Raw genomic sequence first — 24,244 nt, forward strand, 5'->3', positions numbered from 1 at the left:
TTTAAAGAGTTCGGGGTTTCTTTTTTACAGCTATTACTACGCCGCTACCCCAATCTAAATGGGTCATCACTAAATCATCCCTTTCCTGTAGTGTTTCTAACAATCTAGAGGTTTTCTCAAAATGGGCTTTTGGCCAACTATCTTGTGGCAAAATGTCATCAATAATATAAAAGCCTCCTTCGTTCAGCATGTTTAAAGTTTCTTCTAGCATTAGATACTTTCCATGCCAAGTATCGGCAAAAATATAGTCATACTTTTTATTCAAATTTTGTCTTAACCATTCTCCTCCATCACTATTTATCAAAGTCAGTCTACTATCTGAACCAAGATACTTTTGAGCAATCCTTAGAAGTACTTCCTCATTATCTATAGAAGTCAATTTAGCATCTTTTCTCATTCCGTCAAGAATAAAACTAGTAGAGAGACCAGTACCCGTACCTAGCTCCAAAAACGCCCCACCTTGACAAGAACTGGCTAAGGTTCTTAATAAAGAACAAATATTTTTATCTGAAGCCATATCAAATTCAGCTTCTTCCTTAATTTTCAAATAGCTTAGAGGGCAAACTACTTCTACCATATACAATATTTTCCTGCATAGGTACAGTATTCACAGGGTAGTAACAAAAACATAGCTCAAATAGCAATACTATGCTAACAACCATCACATAAGCTAGTTTATTAAGCCAAAGCATCTACATTTCAATAGCATAAGAAAATATGATTTAAGGAAGGCTTTACTGACAGATTCTACTTTTCAATTAAAAAAAAAGAAATAAGCTTATAAAACTCAGTAATTTCAGAAACCAATAATACCATGACATGCCTCTTTACGCTATCCCGAGTAAACAAGAACTGATTGATTCTCATGAAAGAATTAAGCCTTATATTAATAAAACCTCTCTACTTAAAAACGAGAACATCAATAACCTTCTAGGTTTAGAGGTATATTTTAAATGTGAAAATGAACAGAAGATAGGAGCATTCAAAGCTCGCGGTGGACTAAACGCCATTTTGCTTTTAAGTCAAGAAGAAATTGAGAAGGGTTTGGTAACGCATTCTTCAGGAAACCATGCTCAAGCTGTGGCCTATGCCGGGAATATTAGAAAAGCTAAGACTTGGGTGGTGATGCCAGAGACCGCCCCAAACATTAAAATACAAAAAGTTAAGGAGCTAGGTGCTGAAGTTATCTTCTGCAAAAACACCCCACATGAAAGGCAAAATGCTGCTGACAAAATAGTAAAAGAGCATGGAGCTATTTTTATACATCCTTTTGACAATCATAATGTAATTCTGGGTCAGGCTACAGTGGCAAAAGAAATTTTAGAAGTAATACCTGATATAGATACTATAATTCCTCCCGTGGGTGGTGGGGGCTTACTAAGCGGCACCGGGCTTTCTGCTTCTTATTTCAGTAATAAATGTACTGTTTATGCGGCTGAACCCGAGGGTGCAGCCGACGCCATCCTTTCTTTCAAGAGCGGAAATGTAGAACATGCTCCTTATGTAAAGACAATAGCAGATGGTCTTCAAACGCATCTCAGTGAAAGAACACTAGAAATAATAAGAGCACACGTTAAAGATGTTTTCTTAGTAAGTGAAGAAGAAATTTTAGAGGCTCTAAATCTTATTTATAAGCATTTGGAAATAATAATAGAACCATCAGCCGCAGTTTCTTTTGCCGCTTTAATAAAAAATAAAGAGCAATTTAAGGGTAAAAAAGTAGCTATAGTTTTAACAGGAGGTAACCTAGACAAAGCCTTTATACCAAAATATCTTCAATTATGATATCTATTCCGCTACCTAAACCTTTTTCACAGAAACACCTTTTTCAATACTTGAGGCGTTCAAAAAACGAAATCACTTTTGAGGTATTGGACAATAATACTATTCTTAAATTATTTGTAGTTGACCAAATACAGTTATTAACTCAAATCACCTTTTCCTCTGAAAGTCTGCAAATAAAATTTGTTAATGAACAAGCTACTGAAGCTCAAAAATCAGAAATAAAAGCTTATGTAATTTCATGGTTTGACCTTGATACTGACCTGAACTCTTTCTACGAACAGGTAAAAAATGACACCATTTTAGCACCTCTTATTAAAGACTTCCATGGCTTGAGAATTGTCAAATGTCCTGACCTTTTTGAAGCTCTTTCATGGAGCATAATTGGCCAGCAAATTAATCTTCCTTTTGCGTATAGCTGTAAAAAGGCTTTGGTTGAAAAAGTAGGTGAGCGTTTCACTTCTGAAATGAAAACCTATTACGCCTTCCCTAAACCAAGTAAAATTTTGGAAATTTCTGATGATGATTTTAAAGTCATGAAATTTTCTAGTCAGAAAGTAAAGTATATTAGAATAGTGGCGGAAGCCATAGAAGGGAGTAAGCTATCAAAACAATCTCTTGGCCTTCTAGATTTCAAAAAAGCTAAAACTGAATTGACAAAACTTAAGGGAATAGGAGATTGGTCTGCCAACTACACCTTAATGCGGTGCCTCGGCTACAAAGAAGCCTTTCCAGTAGCAGACGTCGGTTTGCAAAATGCTTTAAAAAAAAGTCTAAATAAAACAGAAAAACCAACTATCGAAGAAGTCCAGAAAATGGCTATACCATGGAAAGGATGGGAAGCTTATGCTACTTTTTATCTTTGGCAAAGCCTACTCTAAAAGTCTTAAATTTTGTTCTAACTATTTCATGTAATTATCGAAAAAAAAATACGTTTATACTTAAACGCTACCGCTCAATCACTTAGACAGGTCTACTATAGCCTAAACAATAATTTCATCCCGAGAAAGCTGTCAAACGTCCAAAAAATCAAATACTAGCACAGTAATTGTTGACAATTGTATATATTTATCATTGACAATTATAAATAAATATCCATGTAATTTACTGAGAGAGCTAGCTCTACCTATCTAACCTATTATAAAAAAATATCAACTTTAAAGAATGAGCCATGAACTCTTTACATACAATATTGGCAGAAAAATTCCATTTCAATAATGAAGAAATTATTGAGATAATAAGACTTTTCAAACCCATAAATTACCCAAAGCACTCCTTCTTGGTACAACAAGGAGAAATGTCAGAAAATATAATCTATATAAATAAAGGTTTAGCTAGAGAGTTTTTCACCTACGACGAACACAAGAATGAAGATAACACCATTCAATTTGTAAAAGAAGGAGATTTCTATTTTGCCAATAACAGCCTTTTAGAAATTCAAAAATCTAAGTGCTTTACACAAGCATTAGAGCCTGTTAAGGCATTGGTATTAAACAAAGAAACTCTTAAAGAGTATAGTTTAAAACTACCTTTTATTAATAGACTAGCATTCTTAATCTTAAGAGAAACTGTAATACGTCAAGAAAAAAGGACAGATATCTATATGAGATACAGAAAAGGAATAGACCGATATGGCTTATTCTTAGAGTCTTTCCCGAATTTAAGTCACAGAGTAAGTGACAAGTTTATTGCGTCTTATTTGCAGATGAATAGCTCCACTTTAAGTAGAATTAGAAGACAAAGGGTTTAATAAGACAAACCCCTGGTCTTTTATATATTATTTATTCAAAGTTCCTTCTTCCAGTACCTTTAGTTCGCTCTTTTGCATAAACTCTTTCATAGTTCGCTCTTTTTCCCATGCATTTGCCAACCTGTTTTGTTTAGTAGAAGGGTCCCAATATATAACATCGATACCGTCTAATTCTGAAGATGTTAAATCTCGTATTATATCATCCTCTTCTTCTGCCATCTTCTTAGCCCAGTTTCTATCTGACACTCCAAGCACCATCTTTTTCATATTGTCGTAATAAATGAAAAGTAAAACGGGTTGCCTTTTATCGGTATCAAACTCCCAGGGGCCCCACTCACCACTTTGACTTTGGTTTTTATCATAATTTAATGGGAAAGACGCCAATACATCACCCTTATGTTCAGCACCCTCGTTTCTGATTTTCATAACATATACTACCAAATCTTCTTTAGTACCCTTATTGGCGGCATTGCATAAGCCTCCCATATAAAGGTCACTTTTGATATTTGTAATATTTGTAATTCTGAAATCTCCATTAATACAAGTAACCTGAACATTACCCACACTAAAGCTCTCTAATGACTCACCAGCCCTTTTAGGTAAATTCATCTCAGAGATTTCTCCTGCAAATTGATAATTTGGTACTACCATAGATACATCTTGGGCAAAAGATGTACTACTAGCCACAAAAAGCATAACGGTAATTAATAAATAGTTAGACACTATCTTCATGGGATTATAGAAATTAGATTCAAATGCTGCCGATTAAGGCATTTATATAAGAGCTAATTTTACAATAACCGTACCGACAAAAACACTTAAGAGGCTTTTTTCACACTTCGTTTAAAAAAAAGTATTGGCGACCTTGGTTCTAGACCTAAAATCACACCCTATAAAATGGTATTTCTAACTATCTCTCAATGTATATACGTATACTTTAGAGGAATCAACTTTTGAATACTATATCAGTCTTTAGACAGTTTTTTTATTGAATGGTACATCACTTTTCTAAACTCCACTTCTGAACCTTCCGACTGCAAAGCAAAACTTCCGCTTGTAGCCGTGGCATTAAAACCGTGATTGACCATTTTTCCATTAAGCCAAACTTTAACCTGGTCTTCAAAACATTCTATTTGCATGAAATTCCATTCGCCTAGTTCGTTTTCCATGTTGCCGGTTAAGTTTGGGATTCTTCTGTTTTTCTTACCATCAACACCCCAATTTTCTTTAGGACCTCTTCTGGCCTCCATATTAGGTACTTCTATATTTTCACCAATGCACCAAAAATCACCAGCATTTTTATGCATCAGTTGTACCTCCACCGACTGCGGAAACATAGCATAAAGCCTTCGAGGTTTTGATACATGTACTAAAGCTCCGCAATTTCCAGGCTCACCCACAAACCTATACTCTAACTCCATTCTATAGTTAGAAAAAGATGCATCTGTAATCAAATGTCCTCCTGGTGTACCTAAAGTAACTAGCATACCATTACGTACTAGAAAGGGGTTTCGTGCGTCTTTGTCTTTGTCCATTGCTGGAACATCAATATGCCATCCAGAGAGTGATGCACCATTAAATAGCGACACCGCCCTTTTGGAAGTAGTACAGGACGACAAGAATAATAAAGAAAGAATGGTCAGGTTTATATATTTCATACGATAGGGTTAATGCCATAAATATACGCTGGTAAAAGTTTTTACTATAATTTTTGAACCTCTCAAACCATGGATTAGCCGATTATCATCAAAATAGAAAAATAATCCGCCTAGTATCTTGCATTGCAAAGTACCTTCCATTATGTTTGTATCACAATTATGAAAAAGCTAAAAACAATTCTCAGGGGTGAGGCTACTAAGCTTCACTCTTTTAAAATCAAAAACGAATGAAAATAGAAAATGCCAAAGTGCAGATGCGAAAAGGTATTTTAGAATACTGCATCCTGCATATTATTTCACGAGGGGAGGTTTACGCTTCAGAAATATTAGACGAGCTTATTGAAGCCAAAATGATGGTGGTAGAAGGCACGCTATACCCCCTACTTACTAGACTTAAAAATGCAGGTTTACTTGAGTATAAATGGGTAGAGTCCATTTCTGGACCGCCACGAAAATACTACATCCTTACCGATGCTGGGACAGAATCCTTAGTAGCATTGGAAGGAACATGGCAAGGCCTTTCGGCATCTGTAAAAACTATCACATCAAAGAAGAAATAAGCACCATTTACTGGTTATCAATTAATTGGTTATGAAAAAAACAATACAAATAAATATAGCAGGAGTGGTCTTCAACATTGAAGAAGAAGCCTACGAAACCCTGAGCAATTACTTAAGCTCCATTCAAAGTTACTTTTCTAGCTATGAAAGCAGCGAAGAAATAGTTGCCGATATAGAAGCTAGAATAGCTGAAAAGTTCATTGGCAAAAACAAAGCAGACGAACTACCGGTTATAGGTACAGAAGATGTGGCCAGAGTTATGGCCAGCATGGGTACTGTGGCAGATTTTCAAGCGATTGAGGAGGAAGAAGCAGAGTCATTTGCTCAAGAAGCTCCAAAAAGCACAGAAACCAAAGAAGAAAGAAAGGCTCCAAAGAGGCTTTTCAGGGATAATAAACGAAAAGCTCTAGCAGGTGTTTTATCTGGCTTAGCAAATCACTTTAATGTAGATGTGGTATGGTTTAGAGTAATTTTTCTAGTAGCCGCATTAGGTCTTATAGAGTCTGGTGTAGGCGGTGTATTTATAATAGCCTATATCATTTGCTGGATAGCTATTCCTGCTAGTGACGAATTAAAAGAGCAGGAAAACATAAAGAAGTTTTACAGAAATGGTGATAAAAAAGTAGTTGCTGGTGTAGCCAGTGGGCTTGCCTCTTACTTTGGACTGGATGTAGCTATAATAAGAATAGTATTTGTGGTTGGTGTCGCTTTCTTTGGCGTTGGTCTAATTGCTTACTTAGTTCTCTGGGTAGCTTCACCAATTGCTGAAAGCCTTACACAAAAAATGGAAATGAAAGGCCAAGCGGTCACCATTGAAAATATTGACAGCAATATCAAGAAAAAGCTTAGCGATAAGTCTTCAGGAATAACGCCAAGGAACGAAAGCCCTTTTGCCACTATCTTATTACTTCCTTTTAGAATTCTTGGTAAACTTTTCCAAGGGATTGGCCAATTGCTCTCAAAACTTGGTCCAGTCTTCAGAGTGTTAATGGGTATTTTCCTTTCTATACTTGGCTTAAGTTTGACCGTAGGTGCCATAGTGGGTACAGCTGCATTCTTTGGGCTAACTAGCGACCACAGCTGGTTTAACAGTGGCGACGATTTAGGACTTTTCACTAGAGACCTGGACCCGTCCGCGGGAATTTTCCTTTTCTTAGCCACAGCATTGCCAGCAGTTGGTGTGCTTATATCCGGAGTATTCTTAATATCAAACAACAGAATAGGAAATCGAAATTTCTGGTTAACAGGACTAGGCTTATGGGTTTTAGGCATTGTAGGTTTGGCAATTTATGGCGGGAAGTACTCTATGAATTATGCCAAAAACGCCTCTGTTACACAGAAAGAAAATTACGTTTTTTCGAGTGATGTGATATACTTAGACACGAAAAACAACTTTAGCGAAAACGACTTCGATTTTAACAGTCAGGTAAGAATCTTAGAGTCTTACGACAATAATATTACCTTAGAAAAAAGGTATTCAGCATCTGGAAGTACACGTAGTGTGGCCAAAGCAAATGCAGAAAAATTGATTTACAATGTCATTCAAAAAGACTCTCTTCTTATTTTTGATGAAAGAGCTAGACTGAACCCTGAATCAGGCTTTAGAAACCAAAAGGTACATATTGATTTAAAGATACCTGTCGGTCAAAAGGTACATTTAAGCAATGAGTTTGCCCGTAACTTACTATCAAACAGCTGGTCATTGAAATCTAAATATGGACTTAGCTCTGACGATTTTGACGCTCTTATCTTTACTTTAAACAAGAATGGAAAATTAGAATGTGAAGGCTGTGAAATTCTTGACGACGATGCCAAAGAAGCTATCAACAAACGTGACAATCATAACTTCAACAATGACGACGAGGAGTTTGATAGAATAAGAGGCGAACATAAACGAACTTATGACTTCACAGATTTTGAGGGCATAGAAGTGGGCGGCTCTTTTAGGGTCTTAATTCGCCAAGGAGACGATTACGGTATTGAATTTATGGCCGAAAGAGAAAGAGACATAGATGACCTAGACGTAAGAGTGGATGGTGGAGAACTTGACATCGATTTTGAAGATAGGTTCTTTGAAAATAGAGGAAAGGTGATTGCTTACATTACCATGCCTAACTTAGAGTCATTAGATATCTCTGGAGCATCTAAAATAAAAGTCTTGTCTTTTGAAAACATTGACAACTTAGACATTGATATCTCTGGAGCCTCCAATGCCAAACTAGACATAGAGGCTAGAAAAATGAGCGTAGATGGCTCAGGTGCCTCTCACATGGAAATCAGAGGTAGTGTAGCGGAAATCGATATGGACATATCAGGAGCTAGCAGATTTGAGGCAAAAAGAGCTGAAGTAGGCAGAGCTTATGTAGATGCCTCAGGAGCCAGCCATGCAGATTTTGGAAAGGTTAAGCAGCTTCGTTCTAACACAAGCGGAGCCAGCCGAGTAAGTAGAGACTAAAAACTCCTAATATTTTGCTTTAACAAAAAAGTGCTAATTTCAGGTCTTAAAGATTCTGAAATTGGCACTTTTTTCGTTTCCAGTACTTATAGTTTTCCTTGGGTGGTTAGGCTATGGACTTTTGCACAGCCTGCTAGCAAGCTCTGCCATGAAAAATATGGTGGAAAAACACCTCACCTTTCTCTTCAAAAGATACCGACTACTCTATGTGATTTTTGCGGTATTAATCCCTCTTCCATTATTATTCTTCCAGCTAACTTCCAAAAGCCCTGAAATATGGACAAACTATAGAGAAGTAAGGTTAGCAGGTGGTGTTATGGCAGGTATGGGATTAGCTGTTTTAAGAAAAACTCTCGCTCTTTATGACATGAGCCTTTTTTTTGGCCTAAAACCAGAAGATGCTAAGGTGGAGCCTTTCAATACACATGGCTTACTTGCCAAAATGAGACACCCGATGTACACGGCGACATTGATGATTTTCTGGGGATGGTTTCTTTTTAGCAACACGTATCAAAACTTAGCCTTTTGTACGGCCAATACCATTTATATTTTGATAGGAATTTACTGGGAAGAGAAAAAGCTCTTGAAACTTTACGGTCAAAAATACGAGGACTATAAAAAGAAAACGCCGATGCTTATTCCACGACTTAGAAACCCTAACCTTTCATAAACCGAACTAACAGCACCTCAACCAATAGAAAAGCTAGAGCAGCATATAAAAAGTATTTCCATAACTGAACCCCGAAATTTTGCTCCGCAAACGTACTTACAAAGTCTCCATCTTTAATATTGTCAAAAACGGTAACGTTTGGCTGCTTTTCAAAAATGGTTCTAAGTTCTTCTGGCGTATAATTTCCCATTCTTGATTCTTTTGAATCATGGTTTAAACCTAAAATGGAGTGTTTCACACCATCTACTTGTAATTCATAAAAGCCCGATTCTAATTCTTGACTCTCCGATAACTCTACTGAAGAGGGTAATTCTAAAAGTAATTTATTGCCACGTACTTGCTGAATTGGCAATATCTCAAAATCGTCTTTCTTTAGGCTATAAACAGCATTTTTGGGAGCATCCGCAAAAGGAATCACCAAAGTACCCGCATTGAAATTATAGGCTAATTGCTGCGGTTTGATGCTTAATGCCGCCACTTTGAACAGTGTGGGAACAAATAAAGCATGCTCTGGAAAATTGCCGTAGGTCATGTTTAATGGCGAAGCTAAAAGATATAGCGAACCGTTTCCAAAATCCGTTTTACCCAGAAAAGCCTTCCCACTTTTTAAACTCAATAATTTATCTCCTAAACCCGTCCAAGAAATGGTAGCTTGTGCCTTTGGCAAATTCACTACCGCAGCTGAAATAGATTGCTCAAAAACATCCGCAAAAAATGGCATATTCTTATCCGGCACCTCTAATTCCACCTGCTTGCTTACAGCTATAGAATCTCTTGCCGCAGTCAAAGTATTTAAGCCTAAAGAAGAAACCAATTCTTGATACGTCAATAAATCAGGATTTTCTCCAGGTATTAAAAACAAACTTCCGCCGCCTTTTACAAAATCTATAAGCGAACTTTTAAGATTCTCCCCTATTTTATTTAAGCCCTCTACCACCACTAAATCCGCTCCACTAACTTTGGCTAGGTTGACATTACGAATGCTGTACTGCTCAAAATTAAATAGACTGTCGTCATCATATAATTTAGCAATATAATCCGAAGCCGATTTTTGTTCAAAAAGGTGCAAAATACTAATAGCAGGAGAAACATCCACCACAAAATACTGCTCATTATCAAAAGTGATTGGTTGGTCGTCGAAGCTTACCGACCCCATGTGCTGCCCCTTACTTCTAACAGTGAAGTTAAAACTAGCAGTAGCATAACTTTCTGGACTTACAGAAACAGATGAAGTAGAAGTTTGCACCCCATCTATCATCAGTTTAACAGGCATTTTTTCAATAGCTTCATTCCCAGAATTATATACTTTAACGTTCAATAAAGCATTTTGCATCTCTCGAATAAATGGCGAAGAAAGCCATACAGAATCTACAAAAACGTTTTTTGAAACGTCTCCCTGAACGGGCACTAAATAAACTTGATTGCTACTATCAGTCTCTAGATTTAACAAATCGCCTACGGTGCTCTTTTGAAAATCAGAAAACCAGAAGAAATTATTCCCCTCTTTAGAGGCTTCTTTTTCTGCCATTCTCATCTGTCTTTTATAAACAGATGTAAGGCTTCTAGCTTCTGGCGAAAACCTTACTCCTGTAAGGCGGTCTCGTACTTTGGTAGCACTATTGGCAAATTGATCTTCCCCTGAAAAATCATTGGTAGTGAGCTGAATATTTTGCTGATTTTTAAATAAAGCCAATAACTCGTCAATCTTAACCACCGCCAAATCAATAAAGCGTTTATTGTCTGTGGTGTTTTGCATACTGAGCGAATTGTCCAAGTAAAGGCCATTGATACCCTTGGCTGTACTGTTTGCACTTAAACTATTTTGAGCAGGTAAAAACGGCTGGGCAAAAGCCAAAACTAAAGCTGCCAAAAAGAGCATTCTGGCTGCCATAATGAGCCATTGTTTCAGCTTCCTGAAAGAAGAAGTTTCGGTTTCTACTTTCTTAAGAAAAGCTACATTAGTAAAATACACTTTCTTAGTTCTACGGAAATTAAACAGGTGAATAATCACCGGCACCGCTAGCACCAACAAACCCCATAAAAGCCCTGGATTTAAAAACTGCATATACTATTGTAGGTTTATCCTTCTTTAATTTTTTTTCATGTAGTCGCCTCGAGAAAAGTACTTTTCAATAAAACAGTACATCAAAATGAAGAAATAACGGCTACCCATTTCTTTTATTTTCAATTTTGACTCTCCATACTTTCTATTCGTCCAACTGTTTGGTACTACCGCGTAAGAATAACCTCTCACCATAGCTTTAAGCGGTAGCTCAATAGTTAAATTAAAGTGAGGCGACATAAAAGGCTTAAGCCCATCCATGGTTTCTCTTTTATAGAGTTTAAAGGCGTTAGTGGTGTCATTATAATCAATTCTCATCAACATTTTGACAATAAAATTAGCCACTCTATTTATTACCTTCTTATGTTTTGGGTAGTCTATCACCTTACCACCTTTAATCCATCTGCTACCAAAAACGCAGTCTACATTTTTTTGCTGCATGGTTTTATAATACTTCACTAAATCTTCTGGGTCGTCTGACATATCCGCCATAAATACAGCTACGCAATCTCCAGAAAAACGCTCTAAACCATACCTCACAGCATAGCCAAAGCCATTCGGGCCTTCATTAGTTTCAAAAACTAGCGTTGGTATTTCCTTTTGAAGTTCAGTTAAGACCTCAATGGTATTGTCTTTAGAATTATCATTAGTCACCCATATTTCATGGTCAATCTCATGCTTTGACAAAGAACTATACAAAGAGCTCAGTGTTTCTGGAATAGATTCCGCCTCATTATAGGCTGGAATTACAACGCTTAATTTCATGTAGCAAAAATGCTGAGAAAAGCTGATTATGACAATTTAGTTTCAGAGTTTTGGACGCTAGCTTTTAAATCTCTTTACATTTATTGGATGACAAAATTTATTTTTTATGGTATTTCAAGTTTAAAAACCAAAACAGCACTCATAAAACTCTAACTACTAACACACTAAATTATTTTAGAAAATAATTTCAAATTCTTGTCCAAATAAAGCATCTGAGCTCGTCATAACTCCGAAAGATGTTTAAAACTAAAAAATAACAATCATGAACACTTACTTATTATTATTTAGAGGCGGCGATTCTACTTTAGAAACGTATTCTCCGGAAGAACAACAGGCTCATATGCAAAAATGGTTTACTTGGATGGGCGGCCTGTCAGAGAAAGGTTTAATGCTAGGGGCTGAACCTTTACATCAAACTGGAAAAACAATAGCAGGGAAAGATAAAGTGGCTTCTGATGGCCCATATATGGAAGGCAAAGAAATGGTAGGTGGTTACCTTATTTGCAAAGCTGACGATTACGATGCTGCCGTAAAAATCGCCAATGATTGTCCCGTTTTAGAATTTAAAGATGGCAATGTGGAAGTGAGAGAAATTCAGGTAATGAATATGTAAAAGACCGTCATCAATACTTCTAACACAAATATTGAACAGTTAACAGACCATCTTTTCAGACAAGAATCTGGGAAGATGGTTTCTATATTGACCAATATTTTTGGTGCTGCCAATTTAACCCTGGCCGAAGATGTGGTTCAAGACACCTTGATTCAGGCTCTAAACACTTGGAAACTAAAAGGTATACCTGAGAAACCTGAGGCTTGGCTATTTAGGGTGGCTAAGAACAAGGCCATTGACCAAATAAGGAAGAACAAACACACTGAAAGTTTTGACTTTACCGATAATAAAAGACAACTCCTAAACTCAGAGTATACCTTAAATGTAAGTCTTGAAAACTACTGGAAAGAAGAACTCATTGAAGACCAGCAACTCAAAATGATGTATATCTGCTGCTCTCCAGAAATTAGCCCTGAAAGTCAAATAGCCTTGATTTTAAAAACACTTTGCGGATTTAGCACACCAGAAATAGCAAAAGCATTTCTCACTTCAGATGATACCATTTCAAAACGGCTTTACAGAGCAAAAAACTACTTCCGAGAGCATAAAACCAAATTTGAACTTCCTGCAAGCGAAGAGCTAAAGGAGAGAACACTAAAAGTTCTCAATGCTATATATCTTCTCTTTAATGAAGGGTATAATTCCAGCAATAGTAAAGACTTAATACGAAAAGACCTCATTCATAATGCCATTATGCTTGGCAAACTTATAAATGATAACGAGCTCACTAGAAGTCATGAAGGGCAGGCACTATTGGCTTTGATGTGTTTTCATACCGCTAGAGAAGATAGTAGGTTAAATCCTGAGGGTAATATTATTTTGCTAGAACAACAAGATAGAAGTTTATGGAATAAGGACTTAATAAACCTCGGAATTCAATACTTAAACATGGCCAGTAAAGGAGACAGCATAAGCTCTTACCACATAGAGGCGGCTATAGCTTATGAGCACTGCAGGGCTGTTAATTTTAAAGAGACCAACTGGCAAAGTATTTTAACACTTTACGACCTCCTTTACCAAAGCAATAAATCGCCCATAGTAGCATTTAACCGTGTTATTCCTTTTTACCAAATTCACGGAGCAGAGAAAGCTTTAAAAGAACTAGCTAAAATCAAGGAGCTAGATAAGTACTATTTGTACCATAGCTTCAAAGCACAATTGCTCAAAGAAATGGGTAAATCAGACAAAGCCCTTACATCTTATGAGAAAGCTCTTTTATTAACAGATTCTGAGGTGGAAAAGGCGGTAATTCGTGGGAAGATGGACAAAACTAAGCTTTGATGCGTAAGCACAAATCCTTAAAACCTGCCTTTTCTAAGGCACACCTTAAATCGCATTCTTTAAGATTACAGTGTTTGATAAGGGTAATGTCATTTGTGAGGCAGTCTACCCCAAAAGAATTTACACCAATATTGGCCAATTCTTGTTTTAATGCTTCTAACCTTTCCGGTGCTACGTTTTGATTCTTAACCTGAATTTTAATCATGTGAAATACATTTTCTAAGACTTACTGTTCAATACTGTTCTTCTTCTTTTTACCAAGCCACACTAAAAAACCAGTTACAGGTAAACTAGCACATAAGATAGAAATAATAAAGGCCAGAATCTTACCTGGTAAGCCAAAAATGGCACCCACATGGATATCATAGTTCATACGCATTAACTTTTCGGCCACGCCAGCATCTTTTAACCTTCCATAAACATGATTAACAGAAACCTCCTCCATGGTGTATTGGTCAAAATACCTATAGTCTGTGCTCCAATACATGTCTTCTTTATAATTGGCATTGGCTGCAATAGCCGAAGTGTCAGACTCTGGTGTATGGACTTCCAAAGAGACCGCATCAGGATATTCTTGAAGCATTTTATCCCATACTAAATCTATGGCTGGCCTTTCCGTAATTTTGCCTGAAAAAGCTGTAGAGGAAGGTGTGATGTATAATAGGTCTTTGTCTCCACCCAAGGTTTTATAATAAGCATTAGCAAACCACTGGATACCAAAAACAATACCCGTGGTAACCAAAATCACCGCAAAAACACAAGAATAAAACCCCAGGATATTATGTAAATCATAGTTTTTTCTTCGCCACTTTGTGGAATCTTTCCAACGGAACCAAAAGCGTTGTTTGGCCGCTGACTTATTCTTAGGCCACCAAAGAACAATTCCTGAAATTACCATCAGCAAAAACAACAAAGTACTGTAAGAGGTAACTGGCTGCCCAATTTCTGGTGGTAGCCACAAATAGTAGTGCCCATCAAGAATCCAATGAAAAAAAGATGCTTCGTGGTCTTTAGTCTCAATTATGGCACCGGTGTATGGATTATGATATACCGAAAAATAATACTCCACTGGCTCAAACGCATAATAAATGGTTTCTACGCTCCTACCCTCTCCCGGGTAATTTATGGCATGCAAATGATGGTCTGGATATTGGGTTTTAGAAATCTTTTCGAAAACAGAAGGAGGCAGCACATCCCTATCTTCTACCTTACTAAATCGAAAGTCTTCTGTGGCATCTAAAATCTCTTTTTGGAAAGCATAAAAGCTCCCAGTAATACTGATTATAAACACCACTAGCCCGGTGCTTAAACCGAGCCAGAGGTGTACTTTTCCAATTTGCTTTTTAAATTTCATGAATTAGTATTTCCCTAAAACTTATAACGAATACTTAAGCGTGCGTTTCGGTTTGCTTCTGCTTGCCAATAGTAAAACTCACTCCATGTATAATAAGCCCCCGAAATTACATCGGCATTAAATAGGTTATTTACATTTAATGCTATGCCAAACTTATCAAACTGATAAGAAATAGCCCCATCAAACTTAGTATAAGAAGGCATAGTAGGGTCAATAGAAGAATCATAAGCGGCATACCATGTAGAACGCCCAGAAGCATGAGATGCTCCAAGAGATAAACCGAAACCTTCTAAAGAACCACCAGTGGCAGAATACGAAAACCAAGCGTTTGCAATGTGTTTATCCGTCCCAGGGAGTTGACGGTCTACCATGTCACTTTCTGTATCTTTCGAGATTTTGGCATCTGTGTAAGCATAATTCATGGTTACATCTAAACCGGTAAATAGTTGCCCCCTCAGGTCAAATTCCAGTCCAGAGGTTTTTGTTTGACCTAACTGAATAGAGAAATACTGATGCTCAGGATCTGAAGTCAAAACGTTATTCTTGGTAATTTGATAAGCTGCCAAACTCGCCGTCCATCTTCCATTTAACATTTCTTTCTTAATACCAATCTCTTTATTTGCCCCTGTTATTGGGTCAAATTTTACATTGTCAAAAGATGCTCCAGCTTGCGGGACAAATGCCTCATCATATACAGCATATAAACTTGTATTTTCATTTAAAGAATAAGATAAACCTACTCTTGGTGTAAATTTCCCAGCTTCCGTTTCTCCAGAGTAAGGGTCACCATCTCTGGTGGTAGTATACCTTCCTGCTAGTGTTAGCCTTACTTTATTATCTAAAAACCTCATTTCGTCTTGAAGGTAATACGCCGTATACAAATTACTGTAATGAACACCTCTCTGGCGTACATCTAATTCACGGTCAAAAACCGTATAACTTGAAGCCGGAACTGTTCCATAAACAGGATTATAAACATTAAACCCTGTACTACCTTCTATGGCTCCACTTTGACTCCAGTCGTGATAGAAGTCTTTATCTCCCATATCCAGTCCTGCCAAAATACGGTGCTGAAGGTTTCCTGTATAAGCATCACCATTTACAAAAAACTGCCCCACTCTGGTTTGTCCTAGAATATCCCAGTTAGACTCCGCACGTAATAAAGTATCACCATTAAAGCCAGAAGGCCAAAGGCTACTACCTACTTGGTCAAAATGTAAGTAAGAAAGCTGTCCTGTGAATTTCCAGTTTTCGTTTATACTATGAGAAAACGTAATTAAGGCCGACTGGTCATTTATAGTAGTAGGCGACATATTATTCTCTAGCGTACTAGCACTGCCTGGGAGGTCTCCTAGACCATTTGGAGAATATATATAGTTAGAGCCTATTGGAGACATTTTAACAAACTGATAATTATACTCAGCCGTTAAAGAAGTGCTAGGGTTAATTTGATATTTGATAACTGGTGCTACAGAAACTCTATTATTGTACTCGAATTGTTTTTGCGTACCTTTCATTTGACCCATCAAGTTAAGGCGATACTGAAGTTTACCATCTTTACTTAGTAAACCATCAAAATCTAGTGTATTTCGGTAGGTACCGAAACTGCCTACAGTCATTCCCAATTCTGCTTTTTTATAGCCTGTAGGTTTCTTAGTTACCACATTATAAAAACCACTTGGCTCGCCTGCAGCCATCATAAAGCCAGCAGGCCCTTTCACAAATTCTATCCGCTCCACCATACTCATATCCTCAGTAAGTGGCCCCCAAGTTTCGGTTACGTTCATTCCATTTCTAAAAGATGCCACCCTGGACCCACGCATTACGATTCGGGCATAGGTTTCCCAGTGTTCAGACATGGTAGCACCACTCACATTCCTGATTACTCCCTCTCGCATATCAAAAATCTGCTGATCTTGTAGAGTTTGGTTGGTTATAACCTGAATGTTTTGTGCCACTTCTAGCAGCGGAGTTCGTAAACGTAAGGAAACGGAAGGATAATCCGTCACGTATTTACCAGGATTAGCCGTGACCAATACTTCTTTTAATTCATTGGCATCTTCTTCCAAAATAAAATTAACAATTACCCTTTCACCATCAGAAATTGATAAGTCTTTGGTTTGCTGTTTCAAACCAACAAAACTAGCTATCACTGTGTAAGTACCAGCTTTCACATCTTTGATTTCATAGTCCCCTTCTTCATTGGCTGTTGCCCCCCTTGTACTCCCTTTGAGGGTAACATTCACAAATGACGCCGGCTCACCATCAGACGTCTTCACTTTGCCCGAAATAATTCCTTGAGAAAAAACTACGGCAGGCAGTATTATTAAACTTATTAGAGATAAAAGTTTTTCCATTTTTTATTGATTTTTTGGGTTTTGAGTAAGGCCAAAATGAATTTGGTAAGTAAAAGCCGAAGAAAAAGAACACTCAAACGCTCACTTCTCCGGCATTACGATTCTAAATCCAATTTGACCTTACAAACAATTAGATTCCTTTTTCAAAGACAATAAAGTCCTTTAAAACGGCATCAAGTTTTTTCTTATTCTCAGCGGAGCTAAGATTCTCTTTATTGATATTATAAAAGAAGCTTCCAAGACGCTGGTCATCTACTTTTGATTTAATAGTGAAGCTTTTATGCTCATTTTCTACTTTATCCCAAGCAGCTCTAACATCTTGCCAGTATCCCTTGTTCTTTTCCCACCATGCCTTAGTGGCAGCACATTTACTCATATCTGTGCGTACGTAATCATTATAACCTTTTTCAGAAGCTAATAAGACATCCTCTTTGCCTTCCGCTCTAATAATCTTGTCGTTATCTTGCTCATGAAGGTACCCTTTATCTGTAACATGAATTCGATTTCCTCTTTTCATGACGTTATAATCTTTTCTGTGAGAATACTCTCTTCTAGGCAGAGCCGCATCTGCTGTACTTTCCCATACCGACTTACCATTTATATGAGCCCACTCTCCCGTACCAGCATACCTTAATTCATCTTGCGTACCATAGACTTTTTGTGTCCATCCATTCTTAAAGTTTGAATTAGAGATATTGCTATATCTAAAATCATTGGCTGTGTTAAACGAAAGTAAATGTGGGTCTCTGTATGTCCAGTCTTCACGCCAGTGCTTCACCACCATGGTGTCATTTATAGCTAAAAGGTGCTGAATAACCACTTTATTAGCAGACTCTTCCACCACAAACACATACTCTGTAGCATGCTCTAAGTACCTATCATGAAACTCATAAGCGGTATCAGGTGCAAAAGTCTCCGCATATTTAAATGTAATATTCATGCAGCCACACTGCCCTTTGATAGCCTCTATATCTGCTGATTTTTGAGCAGAAACTACAAAAGAAAGGCACAATCCTAATAATAAGAAAAGGTTTTTCATTGTTCTATTTTTGATTAATTATCTCGTTTACTTCCAGCATCAGCACAGACTCATTTATCATTCTTTTAAACTCCTCATACTCGCATGCTGTAAAGGCAAAAAAGGTATTAGCAAGGGGTGTTTGGAAACTTATAGTTTTACCTCTTCCTACGGGTTTCTCCATAATGTATGTGCCATATTCTACATCCACAATAGCCCCCAAACCTCGAATTTCTTCCTCCTTTAACAGAATGAAAATATTTTCAAAAACTAGGTTATATCTATCGCAGCCATTGCAATAGCCAACATAACCATAAGCGGATTTACTGATAATATTTAATGAGCTTTTTTGACACATAATTTATTCAAATTTGGTGGAGCCGTCTGGCTGATAAACGTATCTAAAAGTATAGTAACGACCAGGAGATGTCCCGTCATAAGTAGCAGGTGCACCTTTGTAATAACTTAGTACTTCTACTTTGGCATAGTTTCCAGAAGAGGTTTTTACAAAAATCACTTTTCCTGCCACAGGCGAAACTTCATGATTGGTAGAGTTATAGTTATACCATCCATTACCTGAACCTGAGGGAATGGCAAGTCCCTCGGCATCGTCAGATTTCATGGTCAAAGTAGCCGGAACCTCTGAAAAGTCGGCATAAATACCATCTGCCACACCAGCTTCTGCAGAACCCGGCCCAGATACCCCACCATTAACAATAATACTGGTGCTTTTAAAAGCCAAATCCCATGAAGTGCTAGCAGAATCTGCAGTACTTAAAATACCATCTTCAAAACTAAAAAAAGTATAGTGACCTGTAGGAGCGTCTGACGGGTTGGCTGCCAAATCACTTACAGTTTCAGAAACCACTGGCTCTGATGCTACTACATCATCTTCCTTTTCGCAAGAAGCCAGACCTAAAAAAAGTGTACAAATAGTTAGAAATTTAATCGTGTTCATTGAAATTATATAGTTTGAATTTTTACTCTTAATTAATTGATTACAAATGTCATATCACATTTATGACGTATAGTTTCGTAAGCTTTCCCTTTGAAAGTACCTGGCACTTCTTCTATCCACTCGACTTCTGCCAGGTAAAGACCTTTTCTATTAGGCTCTACGCTTACAAAACCAATTTGATTTGAAAACTTATCTTGCAGCCAGCCCTCAGGATTCACCACTCTTATTTTAGTTTTATTCATTGGTTTACCATCTTTCATGGCATATAGCTCCACATTATTGGCATTGATTTTACAGAAAGTATCTAGGTAAAGTAGCTGGTCTGCTGCCGATTGATTTTCTCCAATACTAAAACCCGTTCTTAGGTATTGAATTGGCCTTGTAATTCCTAGTTTATGCTTATGCCAGTCTTGCACCTCTCTGGTATCATTTAAACCAAGTACTTGATAATAGCCCTCACTCTTTGGCGTATACGAACCCTCCCATCGGGTATTCGTCTGTGTCATATTCACTTCTAACTCTTCTCCATCGGGAGATATCACCGTCACTTTTATATCAGCCATTTTATCCAGTCGGCTTCCTACTTCCCTTATTTGCGAAGCATACTCCCCATAGTAAAGGTGAATCTGTACGGGTTCGCCTATTGCGGCGTTTTCTGACTGCTCTAGCTCAAACCAATAACCATGAGCCTGTGTTAATAATGGACATACCAATAGCATGACTAATTGCCCTATTTTTTTCATTTTTATTTATTTTACTTTTTGTTTAAATCCTTCTAGATAGCATACCTCATTCGTACCCAAAACTGCCTTCCAGCTTGCCCAGGCTGATATTGAGCATTTTTAAAGTTCAGTACATTATCAATTCCCGTTTGTGCTGTCCAGTTTTTAATAGCTTTTGAAAGCGACGTATTTACTACTAAAAAACCTGGTGCATATTCGTCATCTATATCAATAATGGCATTGCCGTTTTGGTCACTAAAGCCGTACCTCCCTCTGTAGATTCCGCGTATGTTAAAACCTAGCTTGTCATCCGTTTCATAGAAAAACTTGAGGTTGGCAGAGTGTTTTGACCTATTAAGTAAGCCACCGTAGTCACGGCGACTTACTCTTTCGGTTTCGAGGGTTTCCGGGTTACGTCTATACAAACTTCCCTCAGATATTTCAGTAAGTACAGATTTGTCTTTGGCCTCTAGGTATTGATATCCAGCACTAACTTTAAGGTATCCGCCGAAGGAAACATTGAAATTTTGATTAGCATTAAGCTCCACACCCTGTGTGAATACCTCCGCTATATTTCTGTAGCTATAGACATTCTGTCCATTAGTTTTCTGAGCTACAGGAAAACTTTCAATAAGGTTACTTACGTCATTTCTAAAAATGTTCAAAGTGGCTGTTCTCCCCTGATTGCTGGTGAAAAGTAAGCCAATATTGCTCGCTAAAGAGCTTTCTGGATTTAGTAGCCCAAATGTGGATGGGTCTGTGAAAATAGTAGCTATTTGACCTTGTGTTTGCATTTCAGCAATATTTGCTTCTACTTCCTGCGAGCCAAAAACACTGTAACCTGCCACGGCATTGGTAAAATTAAGGTACAGCTGTCTGAAGTCAGGAGCCTTATAGCCTACCCCTACCGAGCCTCTTAGTTTCAATTGAGAATTAAGCTTATACATGGCAGCTAGCTTAGGCGAAAACTGATTTTTATAAGCCGAGTGAGCATCATAACGGCCACCTACATTTACCTGAAATTTATCGAAGCCATAGAATTCATACTGACCAAAAACATACTTGGTGTTAAACTTTTTGAGTTCATCATACCGAGTGGCTTCTACGGTCTCATTCACCATTCCGGCACCAAAAAGAAAGAAATGTTTTTCTGCAAAAGAGAAATCAAGAATAGCCTCTGGCCTAAAGAAGGTCTGATTAAAATATGATTCGTCATAGACACTATTATCGCTATCATAAGTCAGCAGTGATTCTGTTTTATAAGATGAGCCATATAACCTCGCGGTCAAACCTACGGTACTTGAAAACTTATGCTTTAAACTGGCATTAAAATTCTTGTCATTAACAGAACCAGTCTGGGCAATTAACGCAGAGCCATCCGTTTCTTCAATTTCATAACTGCCAGACTGTGACTCTTCAAATAACCTCCCAGATAGTTTCAGCTTAGTTTTATCGCTGAAATCATAGTTTAACCTTGGCTGAATGGTGTAATTATCAAAAGGCGAAACGGTATTCCCTACGGTTTCTGGTGTAAGGTCATAACCTCCCGATGAGTAACGATTAGCGAATATTGAAAAGCCTAGTTTATCTTTCTTATAGTTAGCCAAAGCAGACAAGTCCAAGGTATTATTGCTTCCATACCTAGCATAAACATCCCCTCCTATTTTGTTTGGCTGCTCTGTTATAATATTTATTACGCCTGCTAAAGCCTCAGAACCATAAAGGCTAGATGAAGGCCCTTTTACTATTTCTATTTGTTTGATATTTCCTACGGCCAATCTGCTCAACTCCAATGTACCAGCCGTTCTCCCAATTAAAGGCTCACCGTCTACTAATATTAGCGTATAATCTGGATTAAAACCTTGTAACTGAACGCCATTTCCGTGGTCGTTTACTACAAAAAGGCCTGTTTGTTCTGCCAAAACTTCATTAAGCCTAAGAGAGCCCATTTGCTGAATTTGCTTTTTCTCAATTACCGTAACCGGCATAGGTAGCGAGTTCAATTGACGTTCACTTTTAGTAGCCGTTACCACTACCTGCTCCAAGTCTTTCTCCAGAAGGCTATCTAGCTGTGCTAGCCCTGTAAATGGTAATAGAAGCAATAGGAAAAAGGAAACTCTTGGCATTTGTTTTTATTTAGTCTTATTATAAATAATGAGACAAATGTATAAGTGTTCTTTTTACACTCCAAGCTTATTTAGAATTATTTTAAATAATAAATTCTACTCATTAAGAAAATATCGAAATACCCAATTCGTCTATTATGCAAAACGCTTTAAGATATTATATCTATCAATTACTTAAATTGCAGGTATATAATCTACATATTTTACAAACTACAGTTGTTTTATCTTTTTAGATTACTAATTTTGACGCGAATTAGATATAGCATTTGGTTTCTGCTGAGAGGCAGACTTAAAAAGGAATCATGTGAAACTCATGAACTGTCGTGCAACCGTAACCGGCCTAAAAAACTGGAAGTCGAGATACTTGCCACCTGCTATTGACAACATGCTTTCACGACTAAGGCATAGAGTCAGGTATACGAAAATGCTCATTTTCGTGTACTTACTTCTTTAGCGGAAAGTGTACTCAATGAACATTTTTAAAAATTCAAAAGTATGCTTAAAAACAATTTAGGATTTCCACGAATAGGAAATCAAAGACAGCTCAAAAGAGCTTGTGAAAAGTACTGGTCTGGTAAAATTTCTAAAAGTGAACTTTTAGAAACAGGCAAAACCATTAGGCTGGCCAACTGGCAACTTCAAAAAGAAAAAGGTATTGACCTTATTCCCTCAAACGATTTCTCTTTCTATGATCAAGTTTTAGACCATAGCCTCATGTTTGGAACTATTCCAGAGCGGTTCAAAGACCTCAACAAAACAGACTTATATTTTGCCATGGCAAGAGGTTTTCAGTCGGAGAGTCAAAACCTGAAAGCCTGCGAAATGACTAAATGGTTTGACACTAACTACCATTACATAGTCCCCGAATTTCAAGCTTTTCAGACCTTCCATTTGAATGACGCCAAGGTTATTGATGAATTTATAGAGGCAAAGAATGCAGGAATAATAACCAAGCCTGTATTGATAGGGCCTATCTCCTATCTGCTTTTAGGTAAAGTAAAAAATGCCGACTTTAATGCCCTCAGCCTTATTGATAGACTTTTGCCAGTTTATTTAGAACTGCTGAATAAACTCCAAAAAGCAGGTGCAGCATATGTTCAAATAGATGAACCGTTTCTAGGACTAGATTTAAATTTCTTCCAAAAAGAAACTTACAGAACGGTTTATCATAAAATAAACAATGAGCTTCCCGATTTAAAAATCATACTGAGCACTTATTTCGAGGGCATTGAAGATAATGCACTAGCCGCTTTAAATCTTCCAGTAGACACCCTGCACATTGACCTGAAACGAGCTCCTGAGCAACTAGACAATATCCTTGGCAAGGTTGGTCCTGACCTAAAATTGTCACTCGGGATAATTGATGGAAGAAATATCTGGAAAGCAGATTATGAAAAAGCTATTCAAATTGTACAAAAAACAGTGAAGCTACTTGGTGAAGAAAGAGTCATGATTGCTCCGTCCTGCTCGCTTATTCATGTACCCGTTGATTTAGAAAACGAAACAACCATTGACCCAGAAATTAAAGACTGGCTTGCTTTTGCTACGCAAAAACTAATTGAGCTAGACGAAATAGCAACCATTCTCGCAGCCCCTAATTCTCATCTTTTAGCCAAAAACACAGCTTCTATTACAGGCAGAAGCATTTCTTCCAAAATCCATAAGCTTGCAGTAAAAAAGCGAAGTCTGGCAATAACAGACAAAGAACTAAAAAGAAATGCGGTTTTTGAAGAGCGTAAAAACTTACAAAAGTCTCACTTAAATCTTCCTGAATTTCCTACCACCACCATTGGTTCTTTTCCGCAAACCAAGGAAATTAGAAAACTCAGGGCTAATTTGAAGAAAGGAATCATTACTGCAGAAAACTATGAAACCGAAATAAAGCTACATACTGCCGAAGTTATCAAGTGGCAGGAGGAACTGGGCTTAGATGTGCTGGTACATGGCGAATTTGAAAGAAACGACATGGTGGAGTATTTTGGAGAATTGCTAAATGGTTTTGTATTCTCTGCCAATGGTTGGGTGCAGAGTTACGGCAGCCGATGTGTGAAGCCACCCATCATTTTTGGAGATATAGAAAGACCTGCGGCCATGACAGTGGCTTGGAGTTCTT

The 24,244-nt window shown here is 37.6% G+C and carries 22 protein-coding genes and 1 riboswitch; of the genes, 9 read left to right on the forward strand and 13 right to left on the reverse strand.

Features of this window, described 5'->3' with window-relative positions; translation table 11 throughout:
• Position 1: 1 nt before the first annotated feature.
• Positions 2-577, reverse strand: coding sequence for a class I SAM-dependent methyltransferase (locus AADJ06_RS21170; RefSeq protein ID WP_341228501.1), 576 nt, complete (start codon positions 575-577; stop codon positions 2-4).
• A gap of 242 nt (positions 578-819) precedes the next feature.
• On the opposite strand from AADJ06_RS21170, the gene AADJ06_RS21175 reads away from it, so the two are divergent.
• From AADJ06_RS21175 to AADJ06_RS21185, 3 genes are all read left to right on the forward strand, one after another.
• Entirely contained in the window at positions 820-1,785 is a 966-nt protein-coding gene (locus AADJ06_RS21175; protein ID WP_341228502.1) for a threonine/serine dehydratase, read from the forward strand.
• Positions 1,782-2,663, forward strand: coding sequence for a DNA-3-methyladenine glycosylase (locus AADJ06_RS21180; protein WP_341228503.1), 882 nt, complete (start codon positions 1,782-1,784; stop codon positions 2,661-2,663). Before AADJ06_RS21175 ends, AADJ06_RS21180 begins: the two co-directional genes overlap by 4 nt.
• 290 nt (positions 2,664-2,953) lie before the next feature.
• Positions 2,954-3,532 carry a Crp/Fnr family transcriptional regulator gene (locus AADJ06_RS21185; protein ID WP_341228504.1) on the forward strand — a complete coding sequence of 193 codons (579 nt, stop codon included), beginning with the start codon at positions 2,954-2,956 and terminating at the stop codon, positions 3,530-3,532.
• Between the two features lie 27 nt (positions 3,533-3,559).
• Here AADJ06_RS21185 and AADJ06_RS21190 read toward each other — a convergent pair whose 3' ends face one another.
• Together AADJ06_RS21190 and AADJ06_RS21195 are read right to left on the reverse strand one after the other, a co-directional pair.
• Entirely contained in the window at positions 3,560-4,264 is a 705-nt protein-coding gene (locus tag AADJ06_RS21190; RefSeq protein WP_341228505.1) for a hypothetical protein, read from the reverse strand.
• A 233-nt stretch (positions 4,265-4,497) separates the two neighbouring features.
• The gene (locus AADJ06_RS21195; RefSeq protein WP_341228506.1) at positions 4,498-5,190 is read right to left on the reverse strand and encodes a DUF1080 domain-containing protein; all 693 of its coding nucleotides are present in this window, start codon (positions 5,188-5,190) and stop codon (positions 4,498-4,500) included.
• A 227-nt stretch (positions 5,191-5,417) separates the two neighbouring features.
• On the opposite strand from AADJ06_RS21195, the gene AADJ06_RS21200 reads away from it, so the two are divergent.
• From AADJ06_RS21200 to AADJ06_RS21210, 3 genes are all read left to right on the forward strand, one after another.
• Complete coding sequence (locus AADJ06_RS21200; RefSeq protein ID WP_341228507.1) at positions 5,418-5,750, forward strand: PadR family transcriptional regulator; 333 nt, start codon at positions 5,418-5,420, stop codon at positions 5,748-5,750.
• 31 nt (positions 5,751-5,781) lie between these two features.
• Entirely contained in the window at positions 5,782-8,205 is a 2,424-nt protein-coding gene (locus tag AADJ06_RS21205; RefSeq protein WP_341228508.1) for a PspC domain-containing protein, read from the forward strand.
• 61 nt (positions 8,206-8,266) lie between these two features.
• A complete protein-coding gene (locus AADJ06_RS21210) occupies positions 8,267-8,875 on the forward strand; it encodes an isoprenylcysteine carboxylmethyltransferase family protein (RefSeq protein WP_341228509.1) in 609 nt (202 codons plus the stop codon).
• Here the strand turns inward: AADJ06_RS21210 and AADJ06_RS21215 are convergent.
• Together AADJ06_RS21215 and AADJ06_RS21220 are read right to left on the reverse strand one after the other, a co-directional pair.
• Positions 8,862-10,940: a BatA domain-containing protein gene (locus tag AADJ06_RS21215; RefSeq protein ID WP_341228510.1), complete on the reverse strand. Its 2,079-nt coding sequence runs from the start codon at positions 10,938-10,940 to the stop codon at positions 8,862-8,864. The genes AADJ06_RS21210 and AADJ06_RS21215 overlap by 14 nt on opposite strands.
• A gap of 24 nt (positions 10,941-10,964) precedes the next feature.
• Complete coding sequence (locus AADJ06_RS21220) at positions 10,965-11,702, reverse strand: glycosyltransferase family 2 protein (RefSeq protein ID WP_341228511.1); 738 nt, start codon at positions 11,700-11,702, stop codon at positions 10,965-10,967.
• A 262-nt stretch (positions 11,703-11,964) separates the two neighbouring features.
• Here AADJ06_RS21220 and AADJ06_RS21225 point away from each other — a divergent pair, with 262 nt between their 5' ends.
• Positions 11,965-12,315, forward strand: coding sequence for a YciI family protein (locus tag AADJ06_RS21225; protein WP_341228512.1), 351 nt, complete (start codon positions 11,965-11,967; stop codon positions 12,313-12,315).
• Positions 12,316-12,345: 30 nt separating this feature from the next.
• Positions 12,346-13,596 (forward strand): sigma-70 family RNA polymerase sigma factor, encoded by a 1,251-nt coding sequence (locus tag AADJ06_RS21230; protein ID WP_341228523.1) that lies wholly within the window; start codon positions 12,346-12,348, stop codon positions 13,594-13,596.
• Here AADJ06_RS21230 and AADJ06_RS21235 read toward each other — a convergent pair.
• From AADJ06_RS21235 to AADJ06_RS21270, 8 genes are all read right to left on the reverse strand, one after another.
• Complete coding sequence (locus AADJ06_RS21235; RefSeq protein ID WP_341228513.1) at positions 13,586-13,801, reverse strand: hypothetical protein; 216 nt, start codon at positions 13,799-13,801, stop codon at positions 13,586-13,588. The genes AADJ06_RS21230 and AADJ06_RS21235 overlap by 11 nt on opposite strands.
• A gap of 21 nt (positions 13,802-13,822) precedes the next feature.
• The gene (locus AADJ06_RS21240; protein WP_341228514.1) at positions 13,823-14,950 is read right to left on the reverse strand and encodes a PepSY-associated TM helix domain-containing protein; all 1,128 of its coding nucleotides are present in this window, start codon (positions 14,948-14,950) and stop codon (positions 13,823-13,825) included.
• Between the two features lie 14 nt (positions 14,951-14,964).
• Positions 14,965-17,307 carry a TonB-dependent receptor gene (locus AADJ06_RS21245; RefSeq protein ID WP_341228515.1) on the reverse strand — a complete coding sequence of 781 codons (2,343 nt, stop codon included), beginning with the start codon at positions 17,305-17,307 and terminating at the stop codon, positions 14,965-14,967.
• 130 nt (positions 17,308-17,437) lie between these two features.
• Positions 17,438-18,346 carry a DUF6607 family protein gene (locus AADJ06_RS21250; protein WP_341228516.1) on the reverse strand — a complete coding sequence of 303 codons (909 nt, stop codon included), beginning with the start codon at positions 18,344-18,346 and terminating at the stop codon, positions 17,438-17,440.
• 4 nt (positions 18,347-18,350) lie between these two features.
• On the reverse strand, positions 18,351-18,683 hold the full coding sequence (locus tag AADJ06_RS21255; RefSeq protein ID WP_341228517.1) for a DUF6686 family protein: 333 nt from the start codon (positions 18,681-18,683) through the stop codon (positions 18,351-18,353).
• A gap of 3 nt (positions 18,684-18,686) precedes the next feature.
• Complete coding sequence (locus AADJ06_RS21260) at positions 18,687-19,283, reverse strand: HmuY family protein (protein WP_341228518.1); 597 nt, start codon at positions 19,281-19,283, stop codon at positions 18,687-18,689.
• Between the two features lie 32 nt (positions 19,284-19,315).
• Positions 19,316-20,026: a hypothetical protein gene (locus tag AADJ06_RS21265; RefSeq protein ID WP_341228519.1), complete on the reverse strand. Its 711-nt coding sequence runs from the start codon at positions 20,024-20,026 to the stop codon at positions 19,316-19,318.
• A 32-nt stretch (positions 20,027-20,058) separates the two neighbouring features.
• On the reverse strand, positions 20,059-22,131 hold the full coding sequence (locus AADJ06_RS21270; RefSeq protein WP_341228520.1) for a TonB-dependent receptor: 2,073 nt from the start codon (positions 22,129-22,131) through the stop codon (positions 20,059-20,061).
• Positions 22,132-22,381: 250 nt separating this feature from the next.
• Positions 22,382-22,518, forward strand: a riboswitch (cobalamin riboswitch).
• Between the two features lie 108 nt (positions 22,519-22,626).
• Here AADJ06_RS21270 and metE point away from each other — a divergent pair.
• Positions 22,627-24,244, forward strand: a 1,618-nt coding sequence (gene metE, locus AADJ06_RS21275) for a 5-methyltetrahydropteroyltriglutamate--homocysteine S-methyltransferase (RefSeq protein ID WP_341228521.1), incomplete at its 3' end; no start/stop codon positions are given.

This window comes from uncultured Arcticibacterium sp. (genome assembly GCF_964021845.1).
Taxonomy (GTDB): Bacteria; Bacteroidota; Bacteroidia; order Cytophagales; family Spirosomataceae; genus Arcticibacterium.